General features: G+C 32.7%; 20 protein-coding genes. All 20 read left to right on the plus strand.

The window, feature by feature from the left end; all coding sequences use genetic code 11:
* Positions 1-15: 15 nt before the first annotated feature.
* The 20 genes from ACQ3F0_RS09790 to ACQ3F0_RS09885 all read left to right on the plus strand — a co-directional run bounded on the left by ACQ3F0_RS09790 (position 16) and on the right by ACQ3F0_RS09885 (position 25661).
* Positions 16-576, plus strand: a complete 561-nt coding sequence (locus ACQ3F0_RS09790) for a TetR-like C-terminal domain-containing protein (RefSeq protein WP_428865047.1) — start codon at positions 16-18, stop codon at positions 574-576.
* 144 nt (positions 577-720) lie between these two features.
* On the plus strand, positions 721-2496 hold the full coding sequence (locus tag ACQ3F0_RS09795; RefSeq protein WP_428865048.1) for an oleate hydratase: 1776 nt from the start codon (positions 721-723) through the stop codon (positions 2494-2496).
* Between the two features lie 147 nt (positions 2497-2643).
* Positions 2644-3924, plus strand: a complete 1281-nt coding sequence (locus ACQ3F0_RS09800) for a hypothetical protein (protein ID WP_428865049.1) — start codon at positions 2644-2646, stop codon at positions 3922-3924.
* A gap of 148 nt (positions 3925-4072) precedes the next feature.
* On the plus strand, positions 4073-5185 hold the full coding sequence (locus ACQ3F0_RS09805) for an NADase-type glycan-binding domain-containing protein (protein ID WP_428865050.1): 1113 nt from the start codon (positions 4073-4075) through the stop codon (positions 5183-5185).
* Positions 5186-5294: 109 nt separating this feature from the next.
* The gene (locus ACQ3F0_RS09810; protein ID WP_428865051.1) at positions 5295-6857 is read left to right on the plus strand and encodes an AAA-like domain-containing protein; all 1563 of its coding nucleotides are present in this window, start codon (positions 5295-5297) and stop codon (positions 6855-6857) included.
* A 215-nt stretch (positions 6858-7072) separates the two neighbouring features.
* Positions 7073-8287, plus strand: coding sequence for an ROK family protein (locus tag ACQ3F0_RS09815; protein ID WP_428865052.1), 1215 nt, complete (start codon positions 7073-7075; stop codon positions 8285-8287).
* Between the two features lie 701 nt (positions 8288-8988).
* Positions 8989-10056: a type 2 periplasmic-binding domain-containing protein gene (locus tag ACQ3F0_RS09820; protein WP_428865053.1), complete on the plus strand. Its 1068-nt coding sequence runs from the start codon at positions 8989-8991 to the stop codon at positions 10054-10056.
* Between the two features lie 88 nt (positions 10057-10144).
* Positions 10145-10597 (plus strand): tripartite tricarboxylate transporter TctB family protein, encoded by a 453-nt coding sequence (locus ACQ3F0_RS09825; protein ID WP_428865054.1) that lies wholly within the window; start codon positions 10145-10147, stop codon positions 10595-10597.
* Positions 10598-10600: 3 nt separating this feature from the next.
* Positions 10601-12097 (plus strand): tripartite tricarboxylate transporter permease, encoded by a 1497-nt coding sequence (locus tag ACQ3F0_RS09830; protein ID WP_428865055.1) that lies wholly within the window; start codon positions 10601-10603, stop codon positions 12095-12097.
* 64 nt (positions 12098-12161) lie between these two features.
* On the plus strand, positions 12162-14144 hold the full coding sequence (locus ACQ3F0_RS09835; RefSeq protein WP_428865056.1) for an alpha-glucosidase: 1983 nt from the start codon (positions 12162-12164) through the stop codon (positions 14142-14144).
* A 555-nt stretch (positions 14145-14699) separates the two neighbouring features.
* Positions 14700-15527, plus strand: coding sequence for a transketolase (locus ACQ3F0_RS09840; RefSeq protein ID WP_428865057.1), 828 nt, complete (start codon positions 14700-14702; stop codon positions 15525-15527).
* Position 15528: 1 nt separating this feature from the next.
* Positions 15529-16488, plus strand: coding sequence for a transketolase family protein (locus ACQ3F0_RS09845; protein ID WP_428865058.1), 960 nt, complete (start codon positions 15529-15531; stop codon positions 16486-16488).
* Positions 16488-17585 (plus strand): M24 family metallopeptidase, encoded by a 1098-nt coding sequence (locus ACQ3F0_RS09850; RefSeq protein ID WP_428865059.1) that lies wholly within the window; start codon positions 16488-16490, stop codon positions 17583-17585. Before ACQ3F0_RS09845 ends, ACQ3F0_RS09850 begins: the two co-directional genes overlap by 1 nt.
* A gap of 57 nt (positions 17586-17642) precedes the next feature.
* The gene (locus ACQ3F0_RS09855) at positions 17643-18320 is read left to right on the plus strand and encodes a transaldolase family protein (RefSeq protein ID WP_428865060.1); all 678 of its coding nucleotides are present in this window, start codon (positions 17643-17645) and stop codon (positions 18318-18320) included.
* Between the two features lie 63 nt (positions 18321-18383).
* Positions 18384-19448 carry a transaldolase family protein gene (locus ACQ3F0_RS09860; RefSeq protein WP_428865061.1) on the plus strand — a complete coding sequence of 355 codons (1065 nt, stop codon included), beginning with the start codon at positions 18384-18386 and terminating at the stop codon, positions 19446-19448.
* Positions 19449-19464: 16 nt separating this feature from the next.
* A complete protein-coding gene (locus ACQ3F0_RS09865; protein WP_428865062.1) occupies positions 19465-19935 on the plus strand; it encodes an RpiB/LacA/LacB family sugar-phosphate isomerase in 471 nt (156 codons plus the stop codon).
* 12 nt (positions 19936-19947) lie between these two features.
* Positions 19948-21066: an iron-containing alcohol dehydrogenase family protein gene (locus ACQ3F0_RS09870; RefSeq protein WP_428865063.1), complete on the plus strand. Its 1119-nt coding sequence runs from the start codon at positions 19948-19950 to the stop codon at positions 21064-21066.
* Between the two features lies 1 nt (position 21067).
* Positions 21068-21799, plus strand: coding sequence for a sulfite exporter TauE/SafE family protein (locus ACQ3F0_RS09875; RefSeq protein ID WP_428865064.1), 732 nt, complete (start codon positions 21068-21070; stop codon positions 21797-21799).
* Between the two features lie 15 nt (positions 21800-21814).
* Positions 21815-23155 (plus strand): fucose isomerase, encoded by a 1341-nt coding sequence (locus ACQ3F0_RS09880; protein WP_428865065.1) that lies wholly within the window; start codon positions 21815-21817, stop codon positions 23153-23155.
* A 67-nt stretch (positions 23156-23222) separates the two neighbouring features.
* Complete coding sequence (locus ACQ3F0_RS09885) at positions 23223-25661, plus strand: GH116 family glycosyl hydrolase (RefSeq protein WP_428865066.1); 2439 nt, start codon at positions 23223-23225, stop codon at positions 25659-25661.
* Positions 25662-25696: the final 35 nt, after the last annotated feature.

Consider the following 25696-nt stretch of genomic DNA (forward strand, 5'->3'; position numbering starts at 1 on the left):
AGATAGGAGTTTGATATGTCGACGTTAACTAAAAGGGCTTTAGAAGCTTCTTTGAAGCATTTATTATTAAAAAAGCCATTAAATAAAATAACTATAAATGAAATTACCAATGACTGTGGTATTAATCGAATGACTTTTTACTATCATTTCAAAGATATATATGACTTAGTTGAATGGTCTTGTACTGAAGATGCAAGGAAAGCCTTGGAAGGTAAAAAAACTTATGAGACTTGGGATCAAGGATTTTTGCAGATTTTTGAGGAAGTCCTTGAGAATAAACCTTTTATTATGAATGTTTATCATTGTATTAGTCGTGAGCAAGTGGAAAAGTACCTATATGAAGTAACATATCAATTGCTTATTAATGTAGTAAAAGAAAAATCAAAAGGATTAAAGGTTAGGGAAGATGATCAAAGGTTTATTGCTGATTTTTATAAGTATGGTTTTGTAGGACTTGTATTAGATTGGATAAAAAATGATATGAAAGATAATCCTTCTCGAATTATTTCTAGATTGAGAATATTAATTGAAGGAGATATTGAAAAAGCTTTAGAGAATTATAGAACAGATAAATAACGGGAACAAATTTTTAGACAAATTGGACTATTTGATAAAATTTTTATCATTGGTCTTTTTTTGTATATTTTATTTAATCTTTGTTACTACTAAAATAAAGTTATAAGAAATATTATGATTTTGAATTAAAACGGAGGTACTAATATGTATTATTCTAGTGGTAATTATGAAGCATTTGCAAAACCTTTAAAGCCGGAAGGTATTGATAGAAAATCAGCCTATATTATCGGTTCAGGTTTAGCAGCTCTTGCTGCAGCTTGTTTTCTAGTGAGGGATGGACAGATGAAAGGGAAGCGTATTCATATATTGGAAAAAGATCCGATTCCCGGTGGAGCATGTGATGGTTATGAGTATGACAATTTAGGATATGTTATGCGTGGTGGTCGAGAAATGGACAATCACTTTGAATGTATGTGGGATTTGTTTCGTGATATTCCCTCTATTGAGACAGAAGGTGTCAGTGTTCTAGATGAATATTATTGGCTGAATAAAAAAGATCCAAATTATTCTTTGATGCGTGCAACAATGAATCGTGGTGAAGATGGGCAAACTAATGGTGAATTTGGTTTATCTGATAAAGCGTCTACCGAAATAATGAAATTGTTTTTTACACCGGATGAAAAACTTTATGATAAACGTATAGATGAGTTGTTTAGTGATGAGGTATTAAATACTAATTTTTGGTTGTATTGGAGAACCATGTTCGCTTTTGAAAATTGGCACAGCGCATTAGAAATGAAATTATACATTAAACGATTTATTCATCATGTAGGTGGATTACCTGATTTTAAAGCGTTGAGGTTTACAAAATATAATCAATATGAATCAATGATTTTACCTATGATTAAATATCTTGAATCTTTTGATGTTCAATTTCATTACGGAACCCAAGTTGTAAATATCCAGTTTGATATTAGAAAAGACAAAAAAGTAGCTCAAAAACTGGAGTTTATTAGAGATGGTAAAAAAGAATTCATTGATTTAACTGAAGATGATATGGTGTTTATTACTAATGGTGGTTGTGTTGAAAATTCAACATTAGGAAGTCAGAATGAACCAGCACCGTTTAATACGGAAATCAAAGAAGGTGGCGGTTGGGATATGTGGCGCAAAATTGCTGCTCAAGATCCGTCCTTCGGTAATCCAGAAAAGTTCTGTCATAATCCAGAACAGTGTAATTGGATTAGTGCAACAGTGACTACATTGGATACTAAAATTCCACCCTATGTTGAAAAAATCTGTAAACGTGATCCGTTTTCAGGAAATGTAGTTACAGGAGGTATAGTAACAGTAAAAGATTCCAACTGGTTAATGAGTTGGACATTTAACAGACAACCTCAATTTAGAAATCAACCAAAAGACCAATTAGTCGGTTGGATTTATGGATTATTTAGTGATAAACCTGGTAACTATGTGAAGAAAGCTATGAGAGATTGTACCGGTAAAGAAATTTGTATGGAATGGCTTTATCATATGGGTGTGCCTGAAAATGAGATTCCAGATATGGCTGAAAACAGTGCAAATACTGTACCATGTATGATGCCGTATATTTCAGCATTCTTTATGCCAAGAGCTGCAGGTGACAGACCTGATGTTGTACCTAAAGGAGCGGTGAACTTTGCCTTCATAGGACAATTTGCAGAAACAGTTAGAGATACGATTTTTACTACTGAGTATTCTATTCGTACGGGAATGGAATCTGTGTATACCCTATTAAATGTAGATAGAGGCGTACCAGAAGTATGGGGAAGTGTTTTTGATGTAAGATCTTTATTCGATTCAACTGTTCAACTAAGAGATGGTAAAAAAATTACCGATATGAAGTTAGGATTTAAAGAACGATTTGTACTGAAAAGGGCATTAAAAGCTATTGAAGGTACAGATATTGAAAAGATATTAAAGGAGTATCAGTTAGTTTAAAGCAATATAACTTATTGTTAGTTTTATGATAGTATTTGAAACCACCACTTTGGTGGTTTTTATTGTATATGCCTTTGTTTTTTTGGACACACAATGGATACATCTTTTTATTATAATTTAAAAAAAGATATAAAGGGGATTTGGAATTTGAATAAAAAGAAAATCATTATTTCTATTATTATCGTTGTTTTGCTTGCATTCAATTTCGCAGCGTGGAAATTTTGGGGATTAGGATTTAAAAAGGTTTCAGTGGAAAAACTTGATATTCCTAAATGGAAAACAGAACAAAGTATTAGTAATCCGAACTACAGCAATTATGTAGACGAATATGATATAGTGCGTAGTACGGATGCGTTGAGCGGTGCAGCAAAGAAATTTTATAGTAAATATATTGACTATACAGCACCAAATGGTAAGCCAATTCGTCTGCTTGCAATGGACAAGGTCACAGATGAACAGCTTTTATATGCCTACGATATGCTGAGTTTTTATTTGAAAAGTAATGACAAAATCGATAAGACAACTATAGCAAATAGAATGTCGGAAACTGGAACTACACTAATAATACCTAATGGAGCCGACAGAGATGGTAAAACACCGTCAAGGGCAATGATGCTCGGTCAGAATTTGAATCAGATGGAAATTGCAAATGTTGGATCAAAATGGTATATCGACTGCGATTATGAGCATCGCGATGCATCCTTTGAGGAAATTTTCCACATGGTTCACGATTACGGTATTGGTACGATGCAAAATCCGGGAGCAAATCCTGAAATTTCAAAAATTATTGCACAAGGAAAGAACAATGCTCTTCCAGCAAATGAATCTGATTGGGGTAAAAAAGGTCTTTGGGGTTTGAATTCAGCTAGTTGGCTTAAGGAACTTTCTAAAGAGGGCAGTCTTGAACAGGAATACATTGTTTCTGTAATTGACAGCTACTATGGTCTCTGGGAACCTTGGACTGATGGAAAAGGAGGAATGTGGGGAACCTATTGTGCAAAAAATCGTAATGAAATTACAGCTAAAGATCCAATGGGCAAAGCAGCACTTGAGAGTTTTTTACCTGAAAATATCACACAGATGATGAGAATTGATCCATCATTTAACGGTGAATTTGTTATGACACGTGCTGAGGACAAACCCTATACAGCAAAGTCACAATATCTTCAGTGCGTCACCTTAACTGGTACTAACGATAGTAGTATTTCTGCAAATGCACTTGACAATATCTTGATGGTAAATAGCGGCGTAAATACAATCGATGGTAAATCTGGTCATGATATTGTACAGTTTCATGGTGCTTCAAGGGAATATACTGTAGAGCAAAAAAATGATGTTACTCTAGTAACTGACTCAGTTAAAGGCAGAGATGGAGTAAATACACTTATTAATATTGAGGTGCTGAGATTTACGGATAAGGATATGTAAATCATAATAAATTTGGTGAGCCAGTTGAGGTGATGTAAAGTTACTTCGACTGCTTTTTTTTGTTTTTCTATTCCATAAGTCGACAAAGAAAATTGTAAAATTGTGATAAAATATAATTTAGATATCATTGTAAAATAAGGAGTGTTTTATGAATATGAATAAAAGATTAATTACTATGTTGGTATGTATTGGACTTATAGCTATCACAGTAATGACTACAGGTTGTGGAAAAACTCATGAACAAGCTATTAAAATCAACTCATCATCTATTGAAGCTAATGATAATATTTCAGACAAAAAATCAGATATTTCAATAGAAGAACCAGAAGTAAGTGATATTGTAGAAATTGATAAAATAACATTTACTGTAGAAGCATCTTCTACACTTCAGGAAACAGTTAGCGGAAAAACAAATGTACATAGCATTATTAATATTTCTAATAGTGATATGTCTACTGCGTGGGTTGAAGGCACTAAGGGGGATGGTATCGGTGAATGGATTTCCTTTAATAGCAATGAAAAGTTTAACTTAGATAGTTTACAATTGGCTAATGGGTATTCCAAAAGTGAAAGCTCTTATAATAAGAATAATAGAGTGGCAGAGATAGAAATTATATCTTCAAAGGGGGATAAAAGGTATTTTAATTTTGATGACAATACACTAACTATGCAAAACTGTGATGTTAATTTTCATGATATAACTGGAGTAAAGATAGTTATTACCAAAATTTACAAAGGAACTAAATATAATGATTTATGTATTAGTGAATTAAATTTTAATAATCAAAGTTTAAACTTAGTATTAACAAAAGATAATGCTGAACCAACTGAATTTAAAGCAGATAATACTCAACCTGTAAATAATAAATCGTCATTTGCAGGATCTTATTGCCTTGATAATGATGGTGGTGGATTTTTTGATGAAAATTTTCATCTTATAGAAAAATATGATTACATGAAAGATCAAGTTCAATGTTCTTATAATTTTGCTTTGCTAGAAACAGGAAAAGTTTCTATGAATGAAGGGGCTGATTCCTACTATGCAGGAAAATGGTCAGTGAAAGATGGCAATGTAATAATCATTTGGGATAATGGCAGTAGCGAAAAATATATTTCAAAAAATGGAATGTTGTTTAAAAAATTTATTATTGGAAATCACCCTTATTATAACTTTAATTCTAATAGTGATGACATGGTTTACGATGGGTTTGCAAAGGAAATTTTAAGTGAATTTGATTATCCACCGAAAACTCAATATTGAGCTTTCAGGATAGATACAATGTATTTAAATACACCATATTTTATATTGTTAAAAAATGATTACTTGGATATAATTAAGGATATAAGAACGGAGGTGTAATCTTAAGTTTATGAAAAAAAGATTTAATAGCACTGGAGTTTGTGTTTCAAGAAAACATTATATGGTTGATATAAGCAATAAGCTTAACAAAATAAGAGAATTAATAGATAATGAATTTTATTTTACTATAAATAGACCAAGACAATATGGTAAAACAACAACTTTAAATGGGCTAGTTAATGCTCTTGGAGAAGAATATTTAGTTATAAGTATTAGCTTTGAAGGAATTGGAGATAAAGTTTTTGAAGATGAAGAAGAGTTTTCAAAGGTTTTTATTGAACTATTAAGTGAGAATATAGAATTAACTGATGAAGAAGAGAGTAGAAGACTTATTTCTTTAGCTAATAATGTACATAATATAAAAGATTTATCTAGGGCAATAACCAACTTTGTTAAGAAAGCTTCAAAAGAAGTTATTTTATTTATAGATGAAGTAGATAAAAGTTCAAATAACCAACTGTTTTTAAGTTTTATAGGAATGCTTAGAAATAAATATTTGGCTAGGGAAGTTGGTAAAGATTATACTTTTAAATCTGTTATTCTAGCTGGAATGTATGATGTTAAAAGTCTAAAATTAAAGCTGAGATCTGAAGAAGAGACAAAGTATAATTCTCCATGGAATATAGCAGTTGATTTTAATGTAGAAATGAGTTTTTTACCAGAAGAGATTTCTACAATGTTAGAAGAATATTTAAAAGTTAATAATTTAAACTTTGATATTAAATCAATTAGTGATGAATTATATTTTTTTACAAATGGATACCCTTATTTAGTAAGTAGACTTTGTCAGATTATAGATGAAAAAATAAATAAAGATTGTAAAAAGCCTTGGACTAAAGAAGTAGTTAAAAAAGCAGTTAAAATAATTAATGAAGAAGTCAATACTTTATTTGAAAGTATAGTTAAAAATTTAGAAAATAATAATGAACTTTATGAATTAACAGAGAGAATTTTAATTGAAGGTGAGCAAATAATTTTCAACCCATTAGATCCAACAATAAGCATAGGACTAACCTATGGCATATTTAAAAAAGGTGAAGAAGGAGTACAAATAAGTAGCAAGATATTTGAGGAAATAATATATAATTATATGATATCAAAGATAAGAACAACAGCTAAAAATATGAGTTTATACAACATTAAGTCAAGCTTTATAAAAGAAAATGGAGAGCTTGATATAGAAAAAATTCTTAAAAGATTTCAACAATTTATGAAAGAACAATACTCATCTAAAGACCAGGAGTTTATAGAGCATCATGGCAGGTTATTATTTTTAGCATTTATAAAACCTATAATTAATGGGACTGGTTTTGATTTTAAAGAAGTCCAAATATCAGAAGAAAAAAGATTGGACTTAGTAATAACCTATAATAATTTTAAATATATTATTGAAATGAAAATATGGAGAGGTTCTAAGTATCATGAAGATGGAATAAAACAGCTTTGTGATTATTTAGATATTCATGGTTTGGATAAAGGGTATTTACTAATCTTTAACTTTAATAAAAATAAAGAGTTCAAAGAAGAAAAAATAAGTACTGATGGAAAAAATATATTTGAGATTTATGTTTAGATTCGGTAATAAAATATGATTAATTTTTATGATAGTATTTGAAACCACCACTATGGTGGTTTTTTAATTGTGTATTCTTAAGTTGATGACATTCCTGTGAGGGTTGTTACTAATTAAGTTTGTTCTTTGATGTTGCCTATGGATATGAAATATTGACATCAAGTTTAAGGATACTCTATAATATATTCATGAAGAGATAGGTGAGGAGGGGGATTATGGAAGAAGGGTTAGTTGGAAATCGAAAAAATATGAAAAGAAATAAAATTCTTAGAACTATTCGTTATACAGATGAAGTTTCTAGGCATGATGTCAAAAAAATCACATCCTATAGTATGACTACTGTGCTAAATACAATTAATGATCTGCTAAAGAATAAGTTATTAATTGAAGAAGAATGCGTAGCGGTAAAAGCAGGTAGAAAACCTACTTGGCTACATATTAATCCAGATGGTCAATTTTTTATTGGTGTTGAATTTAATGCTAATGAAATGAATTGTGTTGTGATTAATTTTGAATTTGAAGTGATATATGAGTTCAGGGATAAGATTTATGATGAAAAAACAGTTGATGTAGTTATAAACTTGATTAAAAAGAATATACGTGATGCTCTAAAATTTCTAGGAAAAAGACTAGATAGAGTTTTGGGAATAGGAATTGGGTTGCCTGGATATGTTGATAGTGAGAGTGGAATAGGATTGGATTATCCTTACATAAAAGGTTGGGATAATGTTATGGTAAAACAAATTATCGAAAAAGAGTTTAAGTATGAGGTTGTTATCGAAAATAATGTAAACACCCTTGCTGTAGCATATCGATGGCTAAAATGTGGAGAAATATCTGATGATTTTGTATTAGTATCTATGGAATACGGAATGAGAATAGTTTCGATTATTGATAACAAGCTGTTTAAAGGTAATGGCGGAAATGCTGGCGAAATTGGACATATGAGACTTGTTAATGGGGACAGGATGTGTTCTTGTGGAAGAAAAGGATGTGTTGATACTGAAGTGTCATTTAAAGCTATAAAAACTAAGATTATCGAAAGAATGATGTTTGGTTATTTTGGAGATATGAAAAAACAAATTCATGGAGATTTTAGCAAGATTAGTATGGAACTATTTGTAAAAAGTGTATTAGAAGGAGACCAGGATGCTAAAAATCTTTTGGAGGAAGTGGCTATGTATTTAGGACAATGTCTTGCACCGGTATTAGCTACTTTAAATCCTAGGAGAGTGATTGTAGCTAGTCGAAGTGGTCTTGGAGGAAAGCTATTTTCGGATAAGGTTTATAAGACTTTAGAAGAAAATATTACGCCTGTGTTGATTAAAAATTTTGATGTCGAGTGTATTACCATCGAAAAATATACAGGAGCTATAGGGGCTGCAATGCTTATTATGGAAAAGGAATTTATGGAAGTTGAAGGTAATTAATGTGAATTTGAAGTAATTTATTAACTAATTATATCGCAAACGATAAAAATCGAACTTAAAAGTGTTTATTTTACATAATTTCTGCATGGGTTATCTAGAGTGCATTTTTTAGGTGACTAATACAATTAATTGGCGTTAATGCTGATGAATGCAATCTTAAGTAGTCTGATGGAGAATGTTAACAAAATTGTGGCTTCATTCGCAATTTTGTTTTGCTTTTTTGCTTTATAGATATGATTTATAAGGTATTCCACAAGAGTTTTAAATTATTGAATTGGAAAAATTCAAAGTTTTTTATCTAAAACGATAAAAAACATTGACATTTTAATATAGGAATGGTACATTATAGAAAAGGTGATTTATCGTTTTAGATAAATCAATAAATTTACTTTACAATAAACGAACAATGAACATTATGAATGCAGTAGAAAAAGAATTAGAGGTGCCAACACTCCATTTAGATTGGCGCAGATTTAATATGAAAAACTTAACCAGTTTGTAAAGGATTGCAAAAAAACTATTGTAGAGTTAAAAATGTTAAATGGGAATTTATTAATAGGACAATCTGTAGGACTAACACCAGTTATAAATCTTCAATTGAAAACGATATCGAATACTTTGTGTATATTGACGGTAATGAGATGGTAAATGGCAAATTTGCCACAATATATAAATAATAAAAGGAAGGTAGGTAAAAAAATATGAAAAGATTTTTTAGGGTGGTTTTAGCATTAGTAATGGCAATGTCTTTGATGGTTGCAGCGATAGGGTGCCAGCAAAAGAGCAACAGTGAGTCTTCATCTGCAAAAGCGGAGTCCAGCTCAACCGATTCATCGGGAACAAAGGAAGTTGTTAAGGTTATTTGTCCTTACGGTGTTGGTGGAACAGCTGACGCAATTTGTAGAAAGTATGCAAAGGTTGCAGGGGGATTATTTCCAGAGTATGAATTCGTTGTAGAACAAAAAACTGGTGGCGACGGGTTTGTTGGAGCAGCATACTTCCAAAATATTGATCAAAATGCAAAAGAACTATTTTTACTTGGATATGGTAATGCTTATAGATACGAACTTGGTAAAACTTTCGGTACTGAAGAGGTTCCTTATGATTTAAGTGCATTCAAACCGTTAGCATGCGTTGATGATAGAACTTGGATTCTCTACGCAAATCCTGGAGATACTCTTGAAGATATAATAGAAAAAGCAAAAGCTGGAAATTTAAAAATGTCTGGTGGTAATCCGTTGTCTGACCCACATTTAACTCTTGGTTCTTTGTTAGCCGTTGAAGGTGGTAAAGTTACAGTTGTTTCTTATGATGGTGGTGCTGCACAAAAGCAAGGTCTTTCAAATGGTGAAGTTGACGTATTTGTCGGAACAACACAAGCAGGTATGGAAGAAGTTGAAGCAGGAACATTGATTCCAGTTCTTGCATTCTCTGAAAACCCATATGAAGGATTGGTAGGTCCTGATGGTCCTATAACTGTTCCAGGATTAGTAAATAATGGACATGCTGCACTTAATCCTAACAAAGATTATTCAGGATCAATTCTTCCAGCAGGAGGCTTCCTTGCAGGCCGTACTGGAATGGATCAGGCATGGGCTGACAAGGTTGTTGAAATCAGTAAAGAAGTTTGGAATGCACCTGAATTCAGTGACTGGATTAGTGAAATCGGCTTGAACCGTCTTGAAATTTACGGTGATGATGCTCAAGCGGCTATGGATTCTGGAATTGAAAAGGCAGTTAATGCATTCGAATTGCTTAGCGGTAAGTAATTGATTGTACTATATTTAAAAACAAAAGGGAATTACAGATTTTTACTGCTGTAATTCCCTATATTTTAAACATTTTAGGGGGTTTGAAATGAAAATTCGGACGAATTTAGTCAGCGGGATAATATTTGGAATATTTAGTATCATATTTATTTTGTTGGTTCCTTCGCAAGTAGCAGTCCCAGCATATGATAACGGCGGTCCCAGCCCGCGTATTATTCCTTATATCATTTTATGGGGTACATTGATTTGTTCTATTGCATTAATTATTCAAAGTCTTGTTTTTAAGAAAGAAAAGATTATTGTTTTTGATTTTAAAATCGAAAAGGCAGCACTAACGATACTTGGTATTATGGTTTTATTTGGGGTTGTTATGCTGAAATTCGGTTTTATCGTAAGTGTAGTGGTGGTTTTACCTATTTTGCTTTTTGCCCTTGGGGAAAGAAAACTTTTTATTTATGGATTCACAATACTGGGAGGGATCGGTGTTTATTACCTGTTTATCGAGATTTTTAACATTTCTCTTCCTGCATTTGGAGGTTAAGTCATGGAAACTATAATGAGTGGTTTATTAGAAGTCTTGTCTTTATACAATTTTATAGTTATTTTTTTATCCCTTATTTTAGGAATGATTGTGGGTTGTATTCCGGGTCTTACAGTAACACTTGGAATCATACTGATGTTGCCCCTTACCTATTCGTTTAGTTCACCTTCAACGGCAATCATTGCCTTGCTGAGCGTATATGTTGGTGGTATGTATGGTGGTTCCATCAGTGCAATTCTATTGAACACGCCTGGAACCAATGCAGCTATAGTAACTACTTTTGATGGATATCCCCTAGCGAAAAAAGGTAAGGTTAAAAAAGCTTTAGACGTATCCCTGTTCGCTTCCGTTATTGGCGGTATCATAGCATCTCTGATCCTCTTGTTTACATCAGGGTTGATTTCAAAATTGGTATCCAATTTTACTTCAACAGAGTATTTTGCCCTTGCTATTTTAGGTCTTTCATTGATTGCAGGTGTAAGTGGAGATAATATTTTTAAAGGGGTTATTGGTGGTTTTTTAGGATTGTTTATTTCCGTCATCGGGCTGGATAGTGTCACTGGGGTTTCTAGATTTTCTTTTAAAACCATGCTTTTATATGAAGGATTATCTATTATGCCTGCAATGATTGCATTTATAGCCCTTACGCAGGTTATGATTAAAGCGCGAGACTTTATTAATACAAAGGGTGCCCTAGGTGATATATCAAAAATCGATAAAGAAGGTATAACCAATAAGGAAAGAGAATCCATTATGCCTGCAATACTCAGGTCAACGGGAATCTCATCAATTATCGGAACCATGCCGGGAGTTGGCGGTGGAGTTGCTCAGTTTCTTTGTTATAACGAAGTTAAACGGGCATCAAAGCACCCGGAGGAATTTGGAAAAGGAAGCCTAGAGGGAATTGCAGCAGCAGAAGCTAGCAATAATTCTATTGTTGGTACAGCTATGATTCCACTTCTTACATTAGGTATTCCTGGAGACGGGGTAACTGCAATTTTGCTTGGTGCATTTATCTTGCATGGTATTATTCCTGGTCCCACAATGTTTACAAAGCAGGGGGTAACAGCCTATGCTATTATATTCGGTATTTTGATTGCTAATATATTACTATATTTTATTGGATTGGTTTTCACAAAACAAGTGGCAAAGATTGTCCAAGTAAGATACAGCTATCTGGGACCTTTGATTATTACGTTTTGTTTTGCAGGTGCTTTTGCTGCCAATGGTTCTGTATATGAAGTTATCTTGATGATGGGTATACTAATCATCAGTTATATTTTAATGAAACTAGATATTTCAGTGATTCCGATTATGCTGGGTATGATTTTGGCCCCTATTATGGAGCAAAACTTTGTTAACAGTATGATTATTTATAATGGAGATATTATGATTTTCTTTAAACGTCCTGTAAGCCTTATTATCCTAATTTTAACAGCCGTTCTTGTTTACTCCTTTATGAAGGTTAACAAGAAAGTGGAAAAGATGAACAAAGCATAAGAGGAAGAAATGGCAGCAATGGGCTGATGTGTTTTGTGTTTGAAAAATTTTAGCGAGGTGCATTATGAAACTTATAAAAAAAGATAATTCCTTTTCAATTTACAGTAATGGCGTGGCAGTCATCGAGCATAAGGAAAGTTGTCCATTTATTTATGTAGGAATAGGGAAAGAATCAATTAAACAACATTTAGGTGATTTTAAAATTAAAGACAAAACCATTGAAAAAATTCCCCTAAAGAACGTTGATTTCAATGGTGATTGTGCAACCTTCAGTAACTGCGACTATAAAGTAACATTGCAAATGAAGCTACAAGGAAATAGTTTTGTCATTGATAATATTGAAATGGATGATAGAATCAACCGAATGTTCTTTGTATTGAAATCAAGAAAAGAAGAAAGATTTTTCGGTTGTGGTGAACAGTTTTCATATTTGAATCTTAAGGGTCGCAATTTCCCAATTTGGACCTCTGAACCGGGAGTGGGTCGTGACCACACCTCTTTAATTACCTTCCAGGCAGATCAAATGGGAATTGGTGGTGGGGACTATTATACAACGAATTTTCCACAGCCGACATTTATATCAAGCGATAAGTATATCTTTCATATGGATACATCTTATTATAGTGATTTTGATTTTTCCGAGGATGAAACTACACAAATTTGTGTGTGGGGAAAACCCAATTCTATATTTATTAAATCCGGTACATCTTTTATTGATATTATGGACATTGTTACTGAGAGCTTTGGTACCCAGCCTATGTTGCCTGATTGGCTACTGGACGGCGTAACTTTGGGTATGCAAGGGGGAACCGATGTAGTCTATGAAAAGGTGAAACAGGCAAAACAATACGGCATTAATGTTAACGGCGTATGGTGTCAGGATTGGGTTGGCAAGAAAATTACATCCTTTGGAAAAAGGTTGTTTTGGAAATGGGAAAAGAGTGACGAAGCCTATCCTGAGTTTGAAAAACTGATTGGGGAATTGGCAAAGGACAATATTCGATTTTTGGCATATATCAACCCATACCTGTTGGAAGGAACGGATTTGTTTGATTATGCCCTAGAGCATGAATATTTCATTAAGAATTCCAAGGGTGAAGCTTATATTTGCGATTTCGGAGAATTTTTCTGCGGAACGATAGATTTCACCAATCCCGAAGCAATGGAATGGTATAAGAAAATTATCACAAAGAATATGATTGATTTGGGTATCAGTGGCTGGATGGCTGACTTTGGTGAGTATATTCCTGTAGATGCGTTGTTTTACAATGGCAAAAGGGGATTTGAAATGCACAATCAATATCCTGCCCTTTGGGCAAAATGCAATTACCAGGCGGTTAAAGAAAGTGGAAAATTAGGTGAGATAGTCTACTTTATGCGTTCCGGCGGTGTAGGAAATGCAAAATACTGCACATTGATGTGGGCCGGTGACCAAAGCGTTGATTTCACTATTCATGATGGTTTGGCGTCAACGATACCTGCAGCTATATCATTGGGGCTTCTTGGTAACGGACTGACACACTTTGATATCGGGGGATATACTTCACTGTTTGACAATGTACGTACAGAAGAATTAATGCTCAGATATCTTGAGTATTCCGTGTTTACACCTTATATGAGAACCCATGAGTGCAACAGACCGAGTGAGAATTTTCAATATGATGACAGTGATCACTGCCTGAAACAATTCGCGGCCTTTTCACAATTAAGAAAAGAATTGAAGCCATATATTAGACATGTGGTTGAAGAAAATGCAACAAAGGGTATCGGAGCTATACGCCCTTTATTCATGCATTATGATGCGGAAGCATGCTTGGATATAGCATATGAATATCTGCTTGGTAGAGATTTGCTGGTTGCACCGGTATATAAAGAAAATGTTACGGAGTGGGAAGTGTATTTGCCTGAAGATGAGTGGATTCACTTATTTAGCAAAGAAAGTTACAGTGGCGGAATGGTAACGGTTCCGGCTCAACTTGGGAATATACCCGTATTTTATAGAAAAGATTCACCCTTTAAAGCGTTGTTTGACTCAATAACGATTTAAGTGTCAAAATTTTAGCGTTTATTTTAAATAATTAAAATGTTCTAGTAAAGCAAAAATATGCTTTACTAGGATTGGATTATTTCCTAAGAATACTACAATATTATTAATTAAAAAATTTATTGCATTAAACCTAGATTAATAAAAAAGTGGAAATTATAACAAAAATTGTTGACTGGTTATATCGCAAACGATATAATTGGTATTGTAAATGAAACCTTTAAAGAAATAGATTGATCAACATTAATATCAATTACAGAACGAAACTTTACTGGTTCTATGATTTTATTTGAAGGTAGCATGAAGATGTTTATTAAAAGACCAATAAGTATTGCAATTTTAGTAATTACAATAATATTCATATTAATATTTATGAAAATGTTACTAACAAGCCAAAAGAAGGTCTTGGAAAAGATATATATTATAAATGTTAGAAGATATTCATATGTTAATTGTACTTTGGGCTTAAGATACCCTAAAATATCGTTTTCGATATAATGTTAATTAATCAGTATGCAAAAGTTTATAAAAATTCATCTTAAAGAAGGAATGAATAATATGAAAAAAAATATTGAAATGATTTACGAAAAAGCAAATGAAATACGTGAATTGACTATTAAGTCAATAGGAAATCTAGGAGTGGGGCATATTGGTGGTTCCTTATCTATATGTGAAGTATTAGCTGCCCTATATTTTGATGTGATGAATGTTGATCCTAAGAATTCCAAAATGGAAGATAGAGATCGCTTCGTATTATCAAAAGGCCATGCTGGACCAGCACTTTATTCTACATTAGCATTAAAAGGATTTCTAGATATTAAAGATTTAGACACTCTAAATACTCCAAACACAAATCTTCCAAGTCATTGTGACATGAGATTAACTAATGGAATTGATATGTCTACAGGATCTCTTGGACAAGGGTTTTCAGCTGCAATTGGTATGGCGGTTGCAGCAAAGATGGACAGTAAAGACTTATATATTTATACAATAATAGGTGATGGAGAGTCACAAGAAGGACAAATTTGGGAAGCAGCAATGCTAGGTGGAAGTAGAAAATTAGATAATGTGATTGCATTTACAGATTATAATAAAATGCAAATTGATGGATATGTAGAAGAAGTAAATGGATTAGAACCATTAAATTTAAAGTGGGAAGCTTTTGGTTGGCATGTTCAAAGTGTTGATGGACATGACATTAATGCAATTTTACATGCTATTGATATTGCGAAGAAAATAAAAGGCAAACCTTCCATGATTTTATTAGACACAGTTAAGGGTAAGGGCGGATATTTTTGTGAAAACATGATAGCTTCGCATAATATGGCAGTTTCAGAAGAAATGTGTGAAAAGGCATTAGAGTTGCTGAAAAAGGGGGAAGCATAACATGGTATTAGAGGAAAAATGGTTGAGAGAAACCTATGTTGATTTATTAATAGAATATGCAAAAAAAGATGAAAGGATTGCTATTGTAGAAGCTGATTTAATGAAAGCAGCTGGGACAGGACGTTTTCAAGAAGCTTTCCCAAACAGAACTGTCAATGTAGGTGTTGCGGAAGCTAATATGATTGGTGTGGCTTCTGGTATGTCTGCAATGGGTAAAATCCCATTTACTCATACATTTACTCCTTTTTCAACAAGGCGTGTATGTGATCAGGTAACATTATCCGTTGCTTATGCTGGACTTAATGTAAAAATTATGGGTAGTGATCCTGGTGTTACTGCGGAATTAAATGGTGGTACTCATATGAGTATGGAAGATGTTGCTATAATGAGAAATATTCCCGGTATGGTTATATTTGAACCTACAGATAGTGCTCAATTAAGAAAAGCATTTCCACAAATTTTGGAGCACTATGGACCAGTTTATATTCGTTTATTACGTAGAAATGCAGTTCAGATCTTTGATGATAATTGTGAGTTCCAATTAGGAAAAGGAATTGTATTAAGAGAAGGTAAAGATGTGACAATTGTAGCAAGTGGTATTATGACTGCAGAAGCAATTGAAGCAGGAGAAATGTTAAAAGAAAGAGGCATTGATGCAGAGATAATCAATATCCATACAGTTAAACCTTTAGATACAGAACTTTTACTAGATAGTGTTAAGAAAACAAATGCAGTTGTTACAGCAGAAAATGGTTCAGTTATTAATGGGCTTGGTGGAGCAGTAGCAGAATTTCTTGGTGAAAACTATCCTACTATTATGCAAAGAGTAGGTGTGAAAGATCATTTTGGTGAAGTTGGCTTTACAGAATTCTTAAAAGAAAAATATCAGTTAAAGGCAAGTAACATTGTTGAAGCAGCAAAAAAAGCAATTGAAATGAAGAAGGTAAGGTGGAATGAGTAATGATTAGTGAAAAAAAATTAAAGGATTTCCGCCAGAAAATAAAATCATTAAGAAAAATAATTGGTGATAAACAGGCTAAAGGATTAATAATTAATAACCAAAATCATTTTAGTTGGTTAACTGGTGGAAGAGGCTTTATTGGATTGGCTAGCACAGCTGCCTGTGGAAGTTTAATCATTACATTAGATAAGGTTTATCTGGTAGCTGATAATATTGAAGTAAATAGATTGTATAGAGAACAATGTGGTGAAAATCCCGACATAATTCTTAAAGAATATCCTTGGCAAAGCCCAAGGGAAAAAGTTGAAATTATCAATGAAATATGTGGTAAAGAAGATATATTAGATGAAGGTTCAGTTAGTTCAGAGTTGTTTCAATTAAGAACTGTTTTAAGTGATTACGACATAGAAAGATATCGTGATATATGTAAGACAACAGCAGTTATTTTAGAAGGAATTTGTTATAACTTAAAACAGGGAATCACAGAATATGAACTTGCAGGTGAAATTTCTAAAAAAATGTGGAGTAGTGATTTAGAACCTATTACAATATTGGTTGCATTTGATGATAGAGCTTTAAGTTATCGTCATCCAGTTCCTGCAGGAAATGAATTAGAAAATTATGCACTTATTGCTGTTTGTACAAGAAGAGATGGATTAATAGCTTCTGCAACTAGAATGGTTGCATTAAAGCATCCAGGAGACGAGATGCTAAGACGCCAAAGGGCAGCTGCTTATGTAGATGCAACTTTCCTAGCAAATACAACACCTGGTAGAAATATTGGAGAAATATTTGAAAAGGCAATGAATGCTTATAAAGAAGAAAGTTTTGAAGGTGAATGGAAGTTACATCATCAAGGAGGCATAACGGGGTATGTACCAAGAGAGTTAAAAGGTATGAGTGATGTTGACCATACTGTAAGAGCCAATGAGGCATATGGTTGGAATCCGACGGTTCAAGGTACTAAAGTAGAAAATACTATTTTAATCACTGAATCTGGATATGAAAACTTAACTTATACAGGAAATTATAAGTATATACCTATTGAAATTGATGGAAAAACATACTTAGAAGAAGATGTTTTAATATTAAGATAGAGTGTACCTTATTGAAAAGCTTAAATATGAAATTTATAAAAGAAGGAGATAAAAATCATGAAATATTTTTTAGATAGTGCCAAATTAGAGGAAATCAAATATGCATATGAGAATTATTGTATCGATGGGGTAACTACAAACCCAAAACATATAAAAATGAGTGGAAAACCATTCATGCAAGTTGTTAAAGAAGTGGCAGAATGGATAAGAGAAGAGGGCATAGAAGGAATAGATAAATTTCCTGTTTCATTTGAAATTAATCCTCATTTAGATAAATGGAAAGATATTGTTGAAGCAGCAAAAGAAGTATCTTCTTATTCACCTAACTATGTTATTAAAATTCCATGTTGTGAACAAGGGCTTATTGCTGCTAAAAAGTTAGAACAAATGGGAATTCGTACAAATGTTACTTTGGTTTTCTCTGCATCACAATCTATTCCTGTTGCAAAACTTGGTGCAAAATTCGTATCTCCATTTGTTGGCTGGAAAGAAAACAGTGGTGATACAGCAGATTATATTGCTGACATTGTAGATATTTATAGAAATTTTGATTATAAAACTGAAATTATAGTAGCAGCAGTAAGAAATGGCAAACAAATTGCTGAATTTGCTGCTCTTGGTGCAGATATAGTTACATGTGGGATAGGTGTTTATCAAGCAAGCTTTGAGCATCCATTCACTAATTATGGATTAGGCGTATTTAGAGATGCTTGGGATGGCACAGTTAAAGAATAATCATAAATTAATTATAGAAAATTATACATTTTAGGTAATATTATAAAATTGGAGGTAAGTAGTATGAGTGAATTCAAAGGAAAATTACATGAATCAGCAGTTAAATTCCCTGAAACAGATATTTGGATGGATTCTTGTGGTGAAGAAGAATTAAATTATGGTTTAGAAAGAGGAATTGTAGGTGCAACAAGCAATCCTATTATTGTTGGGAACGTAATTAAAAGTGAACTTTCAATATGGGAAGATCGTATTAAAGCATTAATTGAAGAAATGCCAGAGGCATCAGAAGATGAGATTACTTGGGCTTTAATTCATGAGATGGGAGAACTAAGAGCTAAAAAATTATTACCTATTTTTGAAAAATATAAAGGGAAAAAAGGTAGATTGTCTATTCAAACAAATGCAATATATTATAGAAGTGCTGATAGAATGGTTGAACAAGCATTAATGCTTAATAGTTTAGGGGAAAATATGCAAGTTAAAATACCTGCATCAGCAGCTGGTATTAAAGCAATGGAAGAAGCTACATATAAAGGGGTAAGCATAAATGCAACTGTTTCATTCACAGTAGCTCAAGCAGTGGCAGTAGCAGAGGCGGTAGAAAGAGGAATGGCTAGAAGAGAAGCTGAAGGACTTTCTACAGAAAAAATGGCACCTGTTTGCACAATAATGATTGGTAGAACAGATGACAGTCTAAAGAGATATGTAAACAAAACAGGTATGATTGTTGATCCTGAATGTCTTGAGTGGGCAGGAATTGCAGTTATAAAAGAGGCATATCGTATTTATAAAGAAAGAGGATATAGAACTAGATTATTATCCGCTGCAAATCGTAATCATTACCATTGGTCAACACTTATTGGTGGAGATTTAGCACAAACTATCAACTATGGATGGCATAAAAAGCTTAATGGTTGTGATATTGAAGTTTTAAATAGAATAGATGAATGTGTAGATGAAAAATATATGGAACAACTAAGGAAAATACCAGAGTTTTATAAAGCATTTGATGAAAAGGGTATGGAAAGTAAAGATTTTGAAAAATATGATGGCTTTAGAGATACACTTTCAACCTTTATTTCTGGGTATTGTGATTTATGTAAGTTAATTAGAAGTTATATGATTTAATTATGGAGGGATTCACATGAAAATAATTATTGGTTCAGACAAATCAGGTTTTACTTTAAAAGAGGCTGTAAAAGCTCATTTATTAGAATTAGGCCATGAAGTTACAGATGCAGGTACTCAAGACATTGAAAGTCCTAAACCTTTCTATGATGTAGCACCTGTAATAGCAACTGCTATTCAAAACAAAGAATTTGAAAGAGGTATTTTAGTTTGTGGTACTGGAGCTGGAATGGCTATAGTTGCAAACAAATATCAAGGTGTTTATGCAGTTGCTGTTGAAAGTGTTTATTCTGCAAAAAAATGTAGAGCTATAAATAATGCTAATATAATGACTATGGGCGGATGGATTGTTGCACCAGAGCTTGGTATAGAAATGGTAGATGCTTTTGTAAATACTGAATTTACACAAGATTTAGAACCTTGGAGACAAGACTTTCTAAAAAATGCTTACAATAAAGTTAGCGAATTGGAAAAAGAAAAAAATTAAGAGGTGGTAAAGATGGATTGGACGTATTCTCAACCCGTTAAAATAATTTTTGGTAATAATAAAATAGAGTCTTTATATGATATTTTCACAGACTTAGGTTTGAAGAATGGTTTATTAGTAAGTGATCCTATATTTTTAGAAAATAAAATGGCTGATAAAATAGTAGAACATTCTAAGGGGTTATTAATAAAGGTTTTTTCAGACATAGTTCCAAACCCTACTGTTGATAATGTGGATGCATGTGCTAAATTGATCAGAGAAAATAATTTGGAATTTGTCGTTGCTTTAGGAGGTGGAAGTTCTTTAGATTGTGCCAAAGCTGCTGCCAGCATTTGTATGACTGAAGATTCAATAGTTCCTTATCACAACGGGGAAAAGAAATTACCAAAGAATCATTTGCCACTGATAGCTATGCCAACTACTGCTGGTACTGGAAGTGAAGTTACACCTGTTTCAGTTCTTTCAAATCCACATATAGGCAAGAAAGCTCCTTTGGTAAGTGATAACTTTTACCCATTGTGTGCTATAGTTGATCCAATCCTTACTACTACAGTGCCTAATTTTGTAACTGCTTCAACAGGATTAGATGTTTTAGCTCATGCACTTGAAGGTTTTTGGAGTAAGCATCACCAACCAATTTGTGATGCAGTAGCACAACATTCAACTAGACTTGTATTTAAATATCTTTTAAGATCATATAACGATGCAAATGATATAGAAGCAAAAGAAAAAATGTGTGAAGCAAGTTTATTGGCAGGACTAGCTTTTGGTTTGCCTAAAACCACAGGTCCTCATGCTTGTTCATTCCCATTAACAAGTTTATACCATATGCCTCACGGGGAAGCTTGTGCTTTCACTCTTGATTACTTTACAAAAATAAATGCAGAAGCTGAAAATGGAAGACTTAATAATTTTGCAAAAGAAATAGGTTTTAAAGATGCATATGAAATGGCTGATGAAATTTCAAACCTAAAAAGAGCACTAAATGTAAAAACTACACTTTCTAATGCCGGAATAAAAGATGAAGATATTGAAAATTTAGCAGAACTAAGTATGCATCCCAATATGTTAAACAATCCTGTGGCTATGAATAAGGAAAGTTTAATTAAGATGTACAAGGATTTAAAATAATATGACTTTAGTATCTATACTACTATTTGGAGTGGTAGTTTTAATTACTCATTTTCTTGAAGGGATTACGGGTTTTGGCTGCACAGTCTTGGCCCTTCCTTTCTGTGTTTTACTAGTTGGAATTAAAACGGCAGTTCCCACATTAGTTATCCTGGCATGGATATTAGCGCTTTATGTAATTATCATTGATTTTAAAAATATTTTATGGAAGGAGTTTATAAGAATTGTAACATTCGTAGGGTTAGGACTTCCTATAGGGATGATACTTTTCAGTAAACTTCCTGAAAATATATTGAAATGGATACTTGGAGTATTTATGATTGTGGTCTCCATTAGAGGATTATACACAAGTTTTAGAAGTGATGCTAAAACAATTTCATTAAATAAATATGTGATGAACCTTATTCTATTTTTAGGAGGAATTATACATGGTGCTTTTGGAAGCGGCGGACCATTTGTAGTTATATATGCTTCAAAAGCTCTTCCAAACAAAAGTAATTTTAGAGCTACCATATGCCTACTTTGGCTATCCTTGAATTCTGTAATAATTGGTAAAAATATTTATGGTGGTCTTATAACAGGATCTGTATTAAAGCTATTACTATGTACTATTCCTTTTTTAGTTGTGGGAATGTTATTAGGTAACAAGGCTCATAATTCTATAGATGAAAAAGTATTTATAAAAGTTGTTTATGGCGTGTTGTTGATATCAGGATTTTTTATGTTTTTATAATAGGAGGATGAAATTATGTCAAGTTTTCAAGTTGCTTATATTCCAATAGGAGTACCAACTTTCCATCTAGAGAGTGCAAATAAACAGTTTCAAAAATCAATAGAGATGATGAAATCATTAACAGATAAAGGTGTTTATCCTGAAGAGCCTTTACTAAATATTGATGATTTAATATCTTATTTAGGAGAAATTAATCCAGATTTAATTGTATTGCAAAACAATACCTTTGCTAATTCAGCTTATGCTAGTGAGGTTCTACGAGCTTTTGACTGTCCTATACTTCTGTGGACTTTAAGAGAACCTGTAATTGATGGCGGAAGGCTTAGATTAAATTCTTTAACAGGTGCATATTCAGCAGGAAATACTATGCACCATTTAGGAAGAGAAAATTTTGAATATATATTTGGTGCACCGACTGAAGAAAAAGTTATTTCAAAAATTAAAGCAACAATTCGTGCGGCACAGATTAAAAAATCTTTACGTTCATTAAATGTTGCGGCTATTGGACAAACTCCTCAAGGATTTGGTTTTGGTAGAGCATTAGATTCAGAAGTTACAAGAGCTTTCGGATCAAATTTAGAATCTATTGAAGCTAGAGAATTAATGTTAAAAGCTAAAACATATAAAAAAGAAGAATATGAAGATGTTTTGACAGAAGCAAGATCTAAAATGATCGGTTTAGATAAACTACCTGAGGAAAATGTAGATGCTTTTGCAAGACTTTACAAAGCCTATAAAGAATTTATAGATTCCAAAAACATCAAAGCTTTAGCATCTAGATGCTGGCCAGATTATTTTGTGGAATATGGTACACCGGTTTGTGCTGTACTTGGGATGTTAAATGATATAAATATTGCAGCAAGTTGTGAATCAGACTTGTTTGGTGCAATTTCAATGTATATAGGAATAGAACTATCTGGGGGACCAACTTTCTTTGGAGATCCTGTATCATTAGACGAAAAAGATAATACTGTGACTTTTTGGCACTGCGGAACAGCAGCATGTTCTTTAGCTAGACAGGATATTGGTTGCGAAATAGGTGTTCATCCTAATAGAAAAGTAGGACCAACAATGGAATTTGGATGTAAACCAGCTGATGAAATTACTATATTTAGGATTGGTAGAAAACCAGATGGGCAATTTAGATTTTTTATTTCTACTGGGGAAGCACTAGACGTACCGAAACAATTCTGCGGAACATCATTAGTTATTAAAACTGACTCAGATGCAGGAGAATTAGTAAATAGAAGTGTTAAAGATGGATGGGAACCCCACTTTGTTGTTATTTATGCAAATGTTGCAGAGGAACTTGAAATCTTAGGTAAATTATTAGATATGGAAGTTTGTAAATACTAAACAAGTATTATAAACTAAATATAGACATTCTAACCATTTTAAAGAATTGAAAAAGGAGAAAACAGTTATGTTATTGAAAAATACTTTTGAAAGATTTGAAAAGGCAAAGGAATATGGTTTTTCGTTCAGATTTGATAAAAATAGTAATTATTATTCCCAAGAAACTTATAGAAATGCTTTGGATTATGGAATTCAACATGTTAAAAATAAAGACTGTAATCCTCCATATAAACCCAAAGTAGGAAGCCATGATGACGGCCCTATAAATGGTCCATTTTTAGGAGGAATTGGTACTTCAAATTTTTCAAGAGATGCATTGGGGTATTTTAGTCGTTGGCATTTACAACAAGGTGTACATATCAATGAAGCTATTGATTCTGCCTTTTTTATGATTAGGTGGGAATGTGATAGTAAAATAAGTTATAAAAAGATTAGAATCTCAAAGGATGACTTTAGTAATAATGATGTAGAATATACTGCGCTTTTTCCAAAAGTATATGAAAAATATAATAGAGAAGATATGCCCTTTGAATTAATTTTAGAATATTACTCTCCAATGATTCCGCATAATTATAAAGATTCAATTTTACCTATTACATTATTTAATGTTCATTTAATTCCTAAAACTAAATCTAAAGTAGATGTAAGTATTGGACTTTGCTGGCCTAATCTTTTGGGATGGAAAAACTCTTATATGACAAGTGAACAGAGACAGGATAAGCTTTGGCCATCACATCAAAATGGTGGTAATACAGGAAAAGTTGAATATGAAGACAATAATATTATACACATAATGCAATGTAAAACTATGGTTGGAAATAGAAAACAAGATATGAATGGAAATATTATGATTTCTATGGATGCTGGAGATCAATGGACTCCGTCTTTTGATTGCTGTTTTAGAGAATCTAAAATGACTACTGGATTCCAGGATAAAGACCAGTTAAAAACTATTGGTAAAGTTGAGTATGATTTTCAAAGCAAAGGAGCCCTTAGCAATAATTGTGAAGGTTGGGAGGCTCATTGGCATGAGCCTATTTGTAGCGCAGTAGCAGCAAAAACTGAGTTATTAGGCAAAGAAGCATCTTTAGTATTTGGTATTACTATGGACATGCCTATTACAACTTTTGGAATGGGAAGAAGCTGGTATAAGGCATATACAGAATATTTCGAAAAAGATTGCAGTAGGACTCTTGAACTAGCAAATTATGCATTACAAAATAATGAAGAATGGTTAAAACAAATTGATATATACCATGATTCAGTTTTTAATGACAATGAAATTTTAGATAAAAAAGTATTAGGTGCAAAGATCAATGAACTTTATTTTGTACCGGGTGGAGGTTCAACATTAGTTACTGATCCAGTTGATGGACATGATGAGGATTCAAAAAAACTTGATAATAAAATTCATTATGGTGTATTAGAAGGCTTTGATACTGGATATTATTATTATAATACTCTTGATTTATGGGTTTATGCTTTTCCTGCACTTACTAAGAATTGGCCAGAACTTGCAGAAAGTGTTTTTAAGGATTATCTATCAAGTGCAATCTTAGCTGATAACCATAAAAATATGATTTATAGAAATGGTAAAAAAGAAGACAACTTAGTTTATGGAAAACTTCCACATGATTTCGGAGGTTGTGCAGAAGATTTATTTGTTAGATTAAATGGTTATAACTTTAGAGATAATCCCAATATGTGGATAGATCATAATCCATCTTTCGTTTGTGCTTTTTATTTGCATAAAAGCTTATGCAAAGAGGAGATTACAGAGAAAGAGTATGAAATTATGAAAATTATCATGGATTTTGTGGCAAAACAAGATGTTTTCGACATAGGAGTTCCACGACATACAGAATTTGGGGATAGTACTTGGGATAATCTAGACATGAAAGGAGTTTCTATTTATTGTGGTGGCTTATGTGTTGCTGCTTGGGCAATTATGAAGAAACTTGCTGAAAAATTCAATGATACATCAGTCTCATATTATGATGATAAATTAGTTAAAAGCCAGAAAACTACTAATCTTCTTTGGAATGGAAAGTACTACAATACCAATGAACTAGGAAAATATAAGAATGCTACTATGACAGATTCATTATTAGGTATTTTGTTAGCGAAAAAAGCGGGTATTAATAACTTGCTTCCAGATGAGAAGATAAAATCACATATTTTAAGTATATATGAGAATAATGTTAAGGCTTATGCTGATGGTAAATATGGTGCGTTGTTAGTAGCTGAGCCTGGAAAATGTAAATATGAAAAAGATGGCGGAGATGAGATGCAAGTAAACGAAGTTCTAGTTGGTTCAAATTGGATTTTAGTTGATATGTTACTAGAATTTGGTTTTAATGAGGAGGCAAGAGAACTATCAAATAATATTAGGAATTTGATTTATGATAACACTGGTTTACAGTTTAGAACTCCTGCAGCATGGGATAATGACGGACATTATAGAGCGCCTTTGAATATGAGACCTCTCTCTATTTGGATGATATAAAATTATCGATATGGATGATTATAAATCTCTTAACT

It is taken from the genome of Clostridium sediminicola (genome assembly GCF_050402865.1).
Taxonomy (GTDB): Bacteria; Bacillota; Clostridia; order Clostridiales; family Clostridiaceae; genus Clostridium_AF; species Clostridium_AF sediminicola.